This window comes from Streptococcus sp. F0442, from assembly GCF_000314795.2.
GTDB lineage: Bacteria > Bacillota > Bacilli > Lactobacillales > Streptococcaceae > Streptococcus.
In genome coordinates this window covers 306,182-319,430 of sequence record NZ_KB373315.1, presented here as the reverse complement: position 1 = coordinate 319,430, position 13,249 = coordinate 306,182, and the positions used below count along the sequence as shown (strand labels likewise).

Below are 13,249 nucleotides of genomic sequence, written 5' to 3'. Positions count from 1 at the left end.
TAACTTTTTAAGGAGGGTCTTCTATATGAAGTCTTCATATAAGAAACATTTGTACACTACGACACTCAGCCTCTCAGCTGCTGTCTTGCTTTCCGTTATCGGACATGGCCAAGTATCAGCCGATAGCTTAGAAGCGCCTCAAACAGAACCAAGTACGGTCCTTGAAGCGGCACCCGCTACTGAGCAAGCTGTGACAGCTGAGACTGCCAGTCCTGCTACAGCTGAAAAAGGAGACACCGCAGCCCCCGCCACTTCTGCAGAAGCAGCAGCGACTTCTGATGTGGCTTCTACTACAGATGTTGCTCCAGCCGCTAGTCCAAGCACTAACCGTGCTGCAACGACCGCTGACCAAGCGACACGATTGGCTGATAGCACCATTTATCTCTCTGAAAAGAGCACGATTGATGACAAAGTCCAAGAAAAAGCTCAAGCTGCTGGCAAGATCAACTGGACCTTGGACAACAAGCCTCTCTCGGAGTGGAAAACCTGGGATATGGAGACTGGAACCCTGAGCAAGGATCCATTCCTTACTATCACAGAGACTGCAAACGGCAATGATTTGGATCTCCATATGGAAGTGAAAGATCTCTTTGGTGAAGATCTTAGCCTTCGGAGCCCAAATAATATCCGCCGGACTTACCGCAACTACATCGGTAATCATGAGCTGGTCGGAACCAATGCAGACTTGGGTGTGACCATCAATAAAACTCTTGTTTTTCGACCTTACCAAGACTACCATACACATGAAGAGATGCTCGCTGCTATCGAAAAATCCAAGGAAGAAGCGAAACCCGATCGTTTGGTGCAGTTAGAAACCCTTGGTAAGAGCGCCCAAGGCCGGGACATGAAGATGGGAATTGTGAGTAAGGACCAAGCCAGCATCGATCACTACCTGTCTAGCACCAATCCTACAGCTTTGACCAAACCAAGCGAAATGCTGGCTGCACTGAAGGACAAGACCTTGGATTACAAACTACCTGTCTTAGTCCACAACACCCATGCGGATGAGCAGCCAGGGATCGACATCATCACAGGCCTCTTTAATACCTTTGCGACCAAGGAAAAGGTTAGCTTTAACACCACAGATGAAGCTGGAAATGCTAAAACTGTCACGCTAGATATTCCAACCTTGCTCAATAAATTCATCTTCTTATTTGACTTCACGGAAAACCCAGATGGAGATGCTCTCAACCTGCGGGCCCTAGCAAACGGGCTCGATCCAAACCGGGATGCCAGCTACCAAACCAACCCTGAAGTCCGGACCGTCATCCAAATGATCAACAAGTGGAATCCGATCGCTCTCTACGACTTACACGGTTTTGTAAAAGAATTCTTAATCGAACCTGCAACACCTCCACATGATCCGAACTTTGAATACGATCTCATGTCCAACCTCATGCTGGAAAATGCCCATCATATGGGCCGGGCTGGAGTTGCCAATTCCAAATACGACAGCTACATCATTCCAAAACTGGATTGGGGAGATGGCTGGGATGATTCCTTCTCAGGTTATACAGGTGTCTATGCTGTCTATCACGGCATCTTGGGCCACACCATTGAAATACCAGAATCCAACCAAGAATCCTATAAGGCTGGACGCAATGCTGTCCTCGGTGGCATTGACTTTCTCAACCAAGATCCGGACCGTCTCCTTGAGATGCGGCTCAACTTCTACTTACGTGGTCTCAATAAAACGGAAGATCCAAAAGCTGAAAATGAACTGGTCGGCCCAAATGGGGAAATCGTTGGACGTGTGAAAAACGGTCGTCCAAAATTCTTCCCAGACTACTACGTCATCCCGATGAGCCTCGACAAAGACAACGATGCCCAAGAAGCCTTCAATATGATCGACTACTTCAAACGCAATGGTGTCCTCGTCAAAGAACTTAAAGAAGATATTGGCAACTACAAAAAAGGGGACTTGGTCATTGACATGGCCCAAGCCAAACGCGGCTATGCCAACCATATTCTCTATAAGGGCTCCAACGAATCTGCCTGGGCTGCGATGTACGCGGAACTTCTCGTCAACTTCCCTGATATGAGAGGGTTCAAAGCAGAACCAGTCTTCAAGGACGGGCTCTTTACAGGCAAACTAGGGGAGGTCACAACTACCCGTGCCACTCGAACCTCAGAAATCGATCCAAAAGCTCCTTACTATGTGATCGCAAATACCTCAGCCAGTGCCGTTAAAGCTGTTAACCAGGCCATTGCGCAAGGAAAATCTGTCTACCTGACAGATGATGGCTACATCGTTGACCGCGATACCTTTGCTTCGCTCCTGCCAAACTATGCCATCTATGGTGATGCCCTCTACAAGGTACCAAGCGGGCCAACCTTGAAACCGATGAAGGTCTACTCTCCAAACTACCACTATAATTGGGCTGGAGTCGATGCGCCTGCTCATACCAGTCTAGTCCTTGAAAAATTAGGCTTCCAAATTGTCAATACTCCAGAAGAAGCGGATGTTGTTATTTTGGAAAGCAACCGCTTTGATGCTTCCATCTTTGGCAAGAAACCAACTCTCGTCATCGGTGGGGAAGCCATGCAGAAACTGGAAAAATTGGGAGTTCTTGCAGGCTTTGACGCTGAAAAATTAAAAGGCGGTAGCGACTACGAAGGCTTGATGAAGGCCATCATTGATGATCAGGATCCATTGACCAGCGGATACAAGAAGAATACCCTCTTCTACTCCAACTCAGGAAACTGGATTGAAAAAGTTCCAAGCAACTTCAAGACCTTGATGAGCATCGCTTCAAGCGACTACTACATTGCTGGCTGGTGGCCAAAAAATGAAGTCCTAGCCAATAAGGTCATGGCCATCTCTGGAGAACTTCTGGGCCAACCACTCTTTGTCTATGCTGGAAATCCAACCAATCGCCAACACCCTGTCCACTTCTTCCGTTGGGTAACCAACGCGATCTTTGGCAGCAAGTTGGCTAGCTTGATGGATTACGTTCCAGCTAAAGAACCAGATCAAGTGGTGGTTCCAATTCATAACCAAACAACCACTCCACAGCCAATCTTGACCAAGAAGGATACTCCTAAAGTTCTCCTTCCACAAAAAGAAATGACAACTGAAAATGGAGAAAGTGTGCAAGCCTTGACTTACCAAGTGGGACAAAGCTTCCAAGAAAGTCCATCCAAGGCGCAACTGCCACAAACTGGAGAAGACACAACGGCGCACTTCATTCTTTCAAGCTTCTTGCTAGCCGTTAGCGGAGGCATGCTCCTCTTGAAAAAGAAAGAAGTTGAATAAGTTCCAAGCTTAGACTCGGATGACATGAAAAGAACCTTCGCAGAAACGAAGGTTCTTTTTGGAGATAAAATATCTTTCAAAACTTTCCTTAGGTGAGTACGGACGTCAGCGAACTTCTTCGAAGTTCCATGACTTAGTTTTGGACCTAATGTTCCAAAACTCCCGAGTGCTTGAAACAATAATGTTTCAAGCACTTTTCTCACGGCGGAAAGTTTCAGTTTATACTTGACTGATTCTAAAGTATAGAAAACTTATATAAATTTCTCCAGAATATTTAATGAAAATACTATTCTACATTAAAGTCTAACACTGATGCAAAGTTTCTCCTTATTCCACCAATTCCAACACAACAGTTTGGTAAGGGGCCAATTCTAATACCTGATCTCCTTCTTGGAACAACCCAGCAGTATTATTTAAAACGACCGTTTTAATCGGAGCTGTCAACTCCAAAGTGGCCTGGCGATTTTGGAAATTGCTGATTACCAAGAGACGCTTGTCCCCACGGCGTTCGAAGCCGATGATATTCTCACGTTCCCGATAAGCTGGAATCATATCTCCAAACCGGATGGTATTTCCATAGAGGGGATGGCGATACAAGGCAGTTAACTGACGGTAATAATTCAAGATGGAGTCTGGATCTTTTTCCTGGTCCTCTACATTAATAGAATAGTCTGGTTTGGGACTGATCAGCCAGGCTGGTCCATCGCTAAAGCCCAGACCTGGCTCCGCTGACCACTGCATCGGTGTCCGCGCATTGTCTCGGCTATAGTTGGCAATCACTGCTAAGGCTTCTTCCTCACTCAAACCAGCTTCTTTAGCAACGTGGTAGCCATTGATGGTCGCGATATCATCAAAGTCCTCCACTGATTCAAAGACTTGGTTCTCCATTCCAATTTCTTGACCTTGATAGATAAACGGAATTCCCTTGCGCAAAACCTGAATGGTTCCCAGGGCTTTTTTACTGGTATCGTTTACTGGACCTTCTGCGATATAATGGGACACCCCACGAGGTTCGTCGTGGTTTTCGATGATGGTCGAGAGAACACCAATCCTATCTGCGCGCTCATGCGCTTGGAAAATACTTTCCTTGAGTTCTTCCGCTGTTGGAAGAGTATGGTCAAACCAGCCCTTTCCTTCCTGCCCCAAGCAGGTTTGCTTGAAGTCAAAGATAGAAGAAAAGACACCGTCTTTTCCAATGAAGAAATGCAATTCTTCATCGGTTTCATTGAAAACTTCTCCTACAGTGAAAGCATTGTACTTGGCAAAGGTTCGCTCCTTTAACTTTTGCAAGAAGGGTTCAATGGGTTGCGCATTCACCAACGACTCCGGCACTGGGACCAGGCCATTCTTACGGTCTGATGGAAGCGAACGCCATTCTAAATCCTTTTTAATATTGATGATGGCATCAATCCGGAAGCCCGCGATTCCCTTATCCAACCACCAATTGATCATCCTGTAAATTTCTTCGCGCAAGACAGGATTTTGCCAATTGAGATCTGGCTGATCCTTGTGGAAGGAATGAAGATAGTATTTGTTGGTGCCAGGAACCGGCTCCCAAACACTGCCCCCAAAGTAACTTTCCCAGTTGTTGGGTTCTTTGTCACTTTCGATAAAATAAAAGTAATCCGCATAAGGGCCATCTGGATCCGCTAAAGCCTTTTGGAACCACTCGTGATGACTGGAGCAATGGTTAACCACCAAGTCCATAATGATAGAAATCCCTCGCTTCTTACCTTCCGCAATCAACTCTTCCATATCTTCCATGCTCCCAAAAAGGGGGTCAATGGCATAATAATCGGAAATATCATATCCCTGATCAATAAAAGGGCTCTTGTAAACAGGCGATAACCAGAGAATATCAATCCCCAACTGTTGAAGATAATCGAGTTTTTCCGTAATTCCTTTTAAATCACCAACACCATCGCCATTGCTGTCCTTAAAGCTTTTTGGGTAAATCTGGTAAGCGACCTTCCCCTTCCACCAGTCTTTTTCCATGTCTTGTCTCCTTAAAATGAAAGAGACCGAGACAAATCGTCTCAGTCTCTATAGTGTCAGTAGGTATTAGTATACTGTTTTTTCAGTTTCTTTATCGAAGAAGTGAGCTTTATTCAAGTCAAATCCAAGTTCGATTGTTTCACCAGTTCCAAGGTAGTCACGCGCATCTACTTTTGCGATAAATTCGTTGTCACCAACTTGGCAGTACAAGTGAGATTCAGAACCGAGCAACTCAGACACTGAGATGGTTGCTTTCACGACTGATTCTGGGAAAGTTTCAAGGAAAGCAGCTTCTGTATTCACGTCTTCTGGACGGATACCAAAGATCAATTCTTTACCTTCATAGCCTTTTTCTTTCAAGACTTTCAAAGCACCTTCTGGAACTTTCAAATTCAATCCATTGGCAACGATGTGTCCACCTTCCAATTTTACATTGATGAAGTTCATCGCAGGGCTTCCGATAAATCCAGCTACGAATTTGTTAACTGGGTTTTTGTACACTTCTTGCGGAGAACCAATTTGTTCCACACGTCCAATTGTACCAGTACCAGCTGGGTTTTTAGTAGCTGACATGATAACGATACGGTCAGCCAATGTCATCGCTTCTGTTTGGTCGTGAGTTACGTAAATGGTTGTAGCTCCGATACGGCGGTGGATTTTCGCGATTTCAGCACGCATTGATACACGAAGTTTAGCATCCAAGTTTGACAAAGGTTCGTCCATCAAGAACACTTTTGCATCACGGACAATGGCACGTCCCATGGCCACACGTTGACGTTGACCACCAGAAAGGTCAGCTGGTTTACGATCCAAGAATTCTTTCAATCCAAGGATTTCAGCTGCTTCTTGTACACGTTTGTCGATATCTTCCTTGCTGTATTTACGCAATTTCAAACCAAAGGCCATGTTATCATAAACAGTCATGTGTGGGTAAAGAGCGTAGTTTTGGAATACCATGGCGATATCACGGTCTTTCGGTGCCACGTTGTTTACAACAGTACCATCGATGGAACATTCACCTTCTGTGATGTCTTCAAGACCAGCGATCATACGAAGAGTCGTTGATTTACCACATCCTGAAGGACCTACGAAAACGATAAACTCTTTGTCTTTGATGTCCAAGTTGAAGTCTTCAACTGAATAGTGTTCGCTGTTTGGATATTTTTTGTAAATATTTTTAAGATTTAATTCTACCATGATGGTACTCCTTTGATGTTTATAGTTCTATTGTAAATGAAAACGCTTTACAAAGCTATGGCAAGTCTCACAAAAAAGAAAAAGAGTTTTGTGCAAGTTGCACAAAACTCTCGATTGATTCCGTTTAAATTACATCTTGCAAGACTAAATGGTAGCAAAGAGCCAGATCTGTCAGATTTTTCAACTGGAGACCCGTTAGCTCTTCCCATTTGTCAATCTTGTATTGAAGGGAATTGCGATGGAGATAAAGTTGCTGGGCCGCCTTGGTTACAACTGCCCCGTTGTCCCAGAGGGCAACAATAATATCCTGCAACTGGTCTTGACTCCCAATCAACTGATGCAAGCCTTCTTTGATAGGATGGAGATCCAAATCTGCCTGCTCGATTCCCCATAGGTAGAGTTGAGAAAAGCGGTAAACACCTTGATGGCCTTCTCGGATCCAGGCTCGAAAGGCTGCCCGTTCTGCTCGGATAACCGGAGACACTTTCCCAGCTTTTGACTCGGTCCATACCTGCCCGACCATGATGGATAAGCGAATGTTAAAATCATATTCCATGGCAGAGACGGTATCTTTTAAGATATCGGCCACAGGCAAAGATTGGTCTTGGTCCAGAATGAGCACATAGTCCTGCCCACTCAGTTGCAAGACTGCCCGAAAATTGGGCAAGAGCGTCTGCATCATTTCTAACCAAGAAGCTATCCCTTCAGCTGTCGAGTGCGAGAGGTGGCAATAGATGAGTTGCATTTTTTTGATGACTTGAGGGGCTTCTCCCTTTCCATCAATCAGGTATTGGTACCAAGGGTTGGGGGCAAGATCTTCCTCACTGCCTAACCAAGCAATCAATTGCTTTTCTCGCTCGGTTAGCTCTTCTTCCTTCAGCAGCAACCATTGCTGGGCCTGCAGGGGAATGGCTACATAACCAGCTGGTGGATGGGGGTGATCCGTTACCTCTGCCTGAGGGAACCATTCTCTGATATTTTTCACTGCTTTGTTCCTTCTTCTACTTGCTGGATGCACCAGTTGATCAACTCTTCTAAACGAGCAAGCTCACCCGTCATATGGAGATAACCCATGACAGCCTCAAAGCCCGTCGACATGCGATAGGTCACGACATCGGCATTTTTGGCCTTGGTATGGCTATTGGTATTACGACCACGCTTGTAGATCTCCAACTCTTTTTCCGTCAGAATTTCTTGCTCCAGCATGCTTTCAATCAAGCTCGCCTGAGCTCTAGCAGAGACGTAGCGGGTTGCAGCCTGGTGAAGCTTATTGGGCTTGGTCATCCCTTGAAAAATCAGGTGTCTGCGAATATACATGGAATAGACCGCATCTCCCTCAAAGGCAAGGGCAATCCCATTGATTAGATTGACATCAATCACGTGTCCACCGTACACCTTCTTTTGTATCCAAGAGCTTGATTCCTTGCGCAGCCAATTCATCGCGAATGGCATCTGCTCGCGCAAAATCTTTCTTAGCCCGAGCTTCCTGACGTTCAGCAATCAAGGCTTCAATATCTGCATCCAAGACTTCTTCGACAAAGACCACTCCAAAGACTTCTAACATCTTGGTCAAGGCATCCTTGACGTCTTGATTATAGTGACCTGAATTGATCCATTTAGCCAATTCAAAGACGACGGTAATCCCGTTTGCCGCATTGATATCTTCATCCATCGCCGCGATAAACTTATTCACAAAGCCTTGCAAGTCTGCTGGATCCACTTCTCCTGTGAACGGTTGCTCATAGGTATTTTTCAAATACTTGAGGTTGGTTTCCGCATCACGCACCGCTTTTTCTGTGAAGTTAATAGGCTTGCGGTAGTGCTGGGTCGCAAAGAAGAAGCGAAGCACTTGGCCATCGATGGTCTTCAATGCATCATGCACAGTAATGAAGTTACCTAAGGACTTGGACATCTTGACATTGTCGATATTGACAAAGCCATTGTGCATCCAGTAGTTGGCAAAGGTTTGACCAGTTTTAGCCTCTGACTGGGCAATTTCATTGGTATGGTGCGGAAACTCAAGGTCAGCTCCACCACCGTGAATATCAATGGTATCGCCTAAAATCCCCGTTGACATGACCGAACACTCAATGTGCCAGCCAGGACGACCAGGTCCCCAAGGGCTTTCCCAAGAAACTTCACCTGGTTTGGCAGCTTTCCAGAGGGCAAAATCCACCGGATTTTCCTTGCGGGCCGTTTCTTCATCTGTTCGACCAGAAGCACCTAGCTCTAAGTCTTCCAAAGTTTTATTGGCCAATTTGGCATAGTTATGAGATTTTTCCACACGGAAATAGACATCCCCTTGGCTCTCGTAGGCATAGCCTTTTTCGATCAAGTCGGTAACAAAGCGAATGATGTCATCCATAAACTCAACCACACGAGGGTGACGGGTTGCAGGCTTGACCCCCAGAGCCGTCACATCTTCACGAAAGGCCGCGATGTACTTGTCCGCTACTTCCTGAGGAGTAATGCCTTCTTCCTTGGCACGGTTGATGATCTTATCATCCACATCGGTAAAGTTAGAAATGTAGGCAACCTCATAACCACGGTACTCAAAGTAGCGACGAATGGTATCGAAGGCTACTGTTGAGCGGGCATTCCCAACGTGGATATAGTTGTAAACAGTTGGCCCACAAACATACATGCGAACCTTTCCTTCTTCGATTGGGACAAATTCTCGCAAATCACGAGACATGGTATCATAAATTTTTAACACGCTTCATTTCCTTTCTGTTCCTACTCTTTCGCATTCAAATAAACCACCTGAGTCTGTTTGACAAAGCCAATCTTTTCATATAAGCGTTTGGCACCTACATTGCTGTCTTCCACGGCAATCTGAAATGCCTTGTCATTTTGCTCAATCAGTTTGTTGACGAGGGATTTTGCCAGGTAGCTCCCGTAGCCTTTTCCACGTTCAAGTTCGGCTATTGCTAAACCATAGAGGTAATTCGTATTACTCGATAAATCAACTGTACAAGTTCCAATAACCTGACCGTTTTTTAATAAAATATATAGGCGACTTTCTGGATCTTTCAGAGCTTTAGCGACATATCTATCCACAACTTCTTTAGATTCATGTTCCTCTGAAAATGTCTGAAATTTCAACTGACTAATTTGATCCTGATACGAACGATCTGCTAACAAAACGTCCAGATTGGAAACAGTTGCCAACGGATAAGGTCTTCTATCCTTACCTAACCAGGTTTCTGTCTCTTCATCCTCGACCAGTCCCCAGTTGTTGACAAAATCAGGATGGCGCTCTAGAAAAACACGCTCTGTCTGAAAAGTTACAGACTCAATGGGATAAGATGCCGTTTCTGTCTCAAAACTTCTATACAAAGCCCGCGCAATGCCTTGACGACGATGATTGGGGTGGACCAGAATCGCTACTTCCACATCTGGGTCATCTGCATAAACCGCTAATAGGCCAACAAGTTCACCTTTTTCATAATAAAGGAAAAAGGCGGGCATATCGGGATCAAAATTGAGCATATTGGATAGATAAGGATCCCGAAAAGTTCCGTCATACTTCTGACAGATGGCAATAAGGGCCTTTGCTTCCAGTAGTTGGTGGTCATTCAATGTATTGGTTGCTTGAATCACGTAGCGATCTCCTTACAAGCTAGAAGACCGATGACTGGCTTCCTTAGCATGCTCCATCTTACTCACATAGTATTCGCGTTTTTCTTCTTCCTGGTGAATGATTGGCTCATCCTTCTTACCGTGAACACGAACAATTTTAGCAGGGATTCCGACAACGGTCACATCACTCGGTACATCGGAGACGACGACCGCTCCCGCTCCTACTTTGGCCTTGGCCCCAATCTCAATCGGACCGATGACCTGAGCATGAGCGGAGACCAAGGCTCCTTCACGAACCGTTGGATGGCGTTTCCCGACATCCTTTCCTGTTCCCCCAAGGGTCACCCCGTGGTAGAGCATGGCGCCTTTTTCAACAATGGCTGTTTCCCCGATAACGAGGCCCGCTCCATGGTCGATAAAGACACCTGAAGCAATGGTCGCACCTGGGTGAATCTCAATCTGGGTCCAAAAACGCCAAAATTGGCTGTGCATCCGAGCTAGAAGCTTAAAGCCATGGTTCCACAAAAAGTGGGAAACACGGTGAGCTGCCAGTGCTTTGACGCCCGGATAGGTCAAGAGGACCTCCAGCGAGGTACGCGCTGCTGGGTCATTTTCTTTTACAATATCGATGGTTTCACGCCACCATCCCATACCGTGCTCCTTTCTTTTGATTGCTTATTCCTTTGTTTCTTGACCTGCATCTTTGGCAAAGTCTTTTCTCGGTTTGTGGTGACGAGGACGATCGCCATGGCGATGATTTTTTTCACCTTTTTCTTCTGCATGTTCCGGTTTTGGTGGACGTGGAAGAAGTGCCTTCATCGAAGCATCGACACGACCTTTTTCATCGATCTTGATGACCTTAACATCGACTTCGTCTCCGATTTCTACCAAGTCTTCGACACGGTTGGTACGCGTCCAAGCCATTTCAGAGATATGAACAAGGGCATCTGTCTTGTCAAAGAGGTTGACAAAAGCACCAAATTTCTCGATCCGAACCACTTTGGCATGGTAGACTTCATCCACTTTGGCCTCACGCACCAAACCAGCAATGATTTCTTTAGCACGGTTAATGGCAGCTTGGTCACTAGAGTAGATCGATACGTTTCCTTCTTCGTCGATATCAATCTTAACGCCTGTTTCAGCGATGATTTTATCGATGGTTTCTCCACCCTTACCGATGACAATCTTGATCTTGTCCACATCAATCTTGATCGTATCAATTTTCGGAGCAGTTGGAGCCAATTCTGGACGAACTTCTGGAATAGTTTCTTCGATAACATCAAGGATTTCAAAACGAGCTTTCTTGGCTTGGGCAAGAGCTTCAGTCAAGATTTCTGCAGTGATCCCTTGGATCTTGATATCCATTTGAAGGGCTGTAATCCCGTCACGCGTACCTGCAACCTTAAAGTCCATATCTCCAAAGTGGTCTTCCAAACCTTGGATATCTGTCAATACGGTGTAGTTGTTTCCATCTGAAATGAGACCCATGGCAATCCCTGCTACTGGTGCCTTGATTGGCACACCACCAGCCATAAGGGCAAGAGTTCCCGCACAGATAGAAGCTTGAGATGAAGAACCGTTTGATTCTAACACTTCTGCTACCAAACGAATCGCGTATGGGAATTCTTCCAAGCTTGGCAAGACTTGAGCAAGAGCACGCTCGCCGAGAGCACCGTGACCAATTTCACGACGACCTGGCGCACCGTAACGACCTGTTTCCCCTACAGAGTATTGTGGGAAGTTATAGTGGTGCATAAAGCGTTTCTTGTACTCTGGATCCAAGCCATCGATGATTTGCGTTTCACCCATTGGCGCCAAAGTCAAGATAGAAAGAGCCTGAGTTTGTCCACGAGTAAAGAGACCTGAACCGTGTACGCGGGGAAGGTAGTCGACTTGTGCATCCAACGGACGGATTTCATCAACCTTACGACCGTCAGGACGTACCTTGTCTTCTGTGATCAAACGGCGCACTTCTGCGTGTTCCATTTGTTCCAAGATTTCAGCTACATCACGCATGATGCGGTCAAATTCTTCGTGGTCTGCATATTTTTCTTCGTAAACGGCTGTCACTTGGTCTTTAAGCGCTTGAGTCGCAGCTTCACGAGCTAATTTTTCTTCTACTTGGACTGCTTTTTGGAGGTCACTGTTGTAGGCTGCAATGATTTCAGCCTGCAATTCAGCGTCCACGTGAAGTAATTCTACTTCTGCTTTTTCTTTCCCAACTGCTGCAACGATTTCTTCTTGGAAGGCAATCAATTCTTTGACAGCTTCATGTCCTTTGAGAAGAGCTTCTAACATGATTTCTTCTGACAATTCTTTAGCACCAGACTCTACCATGTTGATCGCGTGCTTAGTACCTGCTACTGTCAATTCAAGAAGCGAGCGCTCAGCTTGTTCTTGCGTTGGGTTGATGACGATCTCCCCATCCACATAACCTACTTGTACTCCAGCGATTGGTCCGTCAAACGGAATATCTGAGATAGACAAGGCCAATGATGAACCAAACATCGCTGCCATTGGTGCAGATGCATTTTCATCGTAAGAAAGGACTGTGTTAATCACCTGCACTTCGTTACGGAAGCCTTCCGCAAACATTGGACGGATTGGACGGTCGATCAAACGCGCTGTCAAAGTCGCATCTGTTGAAGGACGTCCTTCCCGTTTCATAAAGCCACCAGGAAACTTCCCAGCTGCATACATTTTTTCTTCGTAGTTGACTTGAAGGGGGAAGAAATCCCCAGTTGCCATCTTCTTAGACATAACGGCTGCCGTCAAGACAGTTGACTCACCGTAACGTACGACAACAGCGCCATTTGCTTGCTTAGCAACCTGGCCAGTCTCTACGATTAACTCACGACCCGCAAAAGTCGTTTGAAACACTTGTTTTGTCATTGTAATCCCCTTTGGATTGATAAAATTATACGACTTGCCTACAAAGATCAAGATATTTTGGACGGTTCGGCTTGCCGAACATTTCTGTAGAAAAATAGGAAGGTGACGCCGCACTCGATGAGTGCTAGGAAGCTTATCTTTTTTCCTAAGAAATGAGGCCAAAATTCAGTTCATCAGGATACAAAGGGCGTGAAGAGTCCCGTATGAAAATAGGAGATTGACACAGTGTGCCACGCACACCAGGAAATCTATCTTTTTCACTAGGGATTTAGCCCGTGTTTAACTATCAAGATACCAAGCCGTTAAGCAACTCAAAAAAATATAGAT

At 45.6% G+C, this 13,249-nt stretch carries 9 protein-coding genes; 1 reads left to right on the top strand and 8 read right to left on the bottom strand.

Annotated features, from left to right (window positions below):
• Window positions 1-25 precede the first annotated feature (25 nt).
• Window positions 26-3,256, top strand: a complete 3,231-nt coding sequence (locus tag HMPREF9186_RS07955; protein ID WP_009732193.1) for an LPXTG-anchored zinc carboxypeptidase — start codon at window positions 26-28, stop codon at window positions 3,254-3,256.
• 327 nt (window positions 3,257-3,583) lie between these two features.
• Here HMPREF9186_RS07955 and HMPREF9186_RS07950 read toward each other — a convergent pair whose 3' ends face one another.
• From HMPREF9186_RS07950 to pnp, 8 genes are all read right to left on the bottom strand, one after another.
• The gene (locus HMPREF9186_RS07950) at window positions 3,584-5,251 is read right to left on the bottom strand and encodes an alpha-glucosidase (RefSeq protein WP_009732192.1); all 1,668 of its coding nucleotides are present in this window, start codon (window positions 5,249-5,251) and stop codon (window positions 3,584-3,586) included.
• Window positions 5,252-5,317: 66 nt separating this feature from the next.
• Window positions 5,318-6,448, bottom strand: a complete 1,131-nt coding sequence (locus HMPREF9186_RS07945; RefSeq protein WP_009732191.1) for an ABC transporter ATP-binding protein — start codon at window positions 6,446-6,448, stop codon at window positions 5,318-5,320.
• Between the two features lie 124 nt (window positions 6,449-6,572).
• Window positions 6,573-7,433: a helix-turn-helix domain-containing protein gene (locus tag HMPREF9186_RS07940; protein ID WP_009732190.1), complete on the bottom strand. Its 861-nt coding sequence runs from the start codon at window positions 7,431-7,433 to the stop codon at window positions 6,573-6,575.
• The gene (locus tag HMPREF9186_RS07935) at window positions 7,430-7,828 is read right to left on the bottom strand and encodes a Mini-ribonuclease 3 (protein WP_009732189.1); all 399 of its coding nucleotides are present in this window, start codon (window positions 7,826-7,828) and stop codon (window positions 7,430-7,432) included. The genes HMPREF9186_RS07940 and HMPREF9186_RS07935 overlap by 4 nt, the downstream gene beginning before the upstream one ends.
• Window positions 7,821-9,164 (bottom strand): cysteine--tRNA ligase, encoded by a 1,344-nt coding sequence (gene cysS / locus HMPREF9186_RS07930; RefSeq protein WP_009732188.1) that lies wholly within the window; start codon window positions 9,162-9,164, stop codon window positions 7,821-7,823. The genes HMPREF9186_RS07935 and cysS overlap by 8 nt, the downstream gene beginning before the upstream one ends.
• A gap of 20 nt (window positions 9,165-9,184) precedes the next feature.
• On the bottom strand, window positions 9,185-10,051 hold the full coding sequence (locus HMPREF9186_RS07925; protein WP_009732187.1) for a GNAT family N-acetyltransferase: 867 nt from the start codon (window positions 10,049-10,051) through the stop codon (window positions 9,185-9,187).
• A gap of 12 nt (window positions 10,052-10,063) precedes the next feature.
• Complete coding sequence (cysE, locus tag HMPREF9186_RS07920) at window positions 10,064-10,681, bottom strand: serine O-acetyltransferase (protein WP_009732186.1); 618 nt, start codon at window positions 10,679-10,681, stop codon at window positions 10,064-10,066.
• A gap of 24 nt (window positions 10,682-10,705) precedes the next feature.
• Window positions 10,706-12,922 carry a polyribonucleotide nucleotidyltransferase gene (gene pnp / locus HMPREF9186_RS07915; protein ID WP_009732185.1) on the bottom strand — a complete coding sequence of 739 codons (2,217 nt, stop codon included), beginning with the start codon at window positions 12,920-12,922 and terminating at the stop codon, window positions 10,706-10,708.
• Window positions 12,923-13,249: the final 327 nt, after the last annotated feature.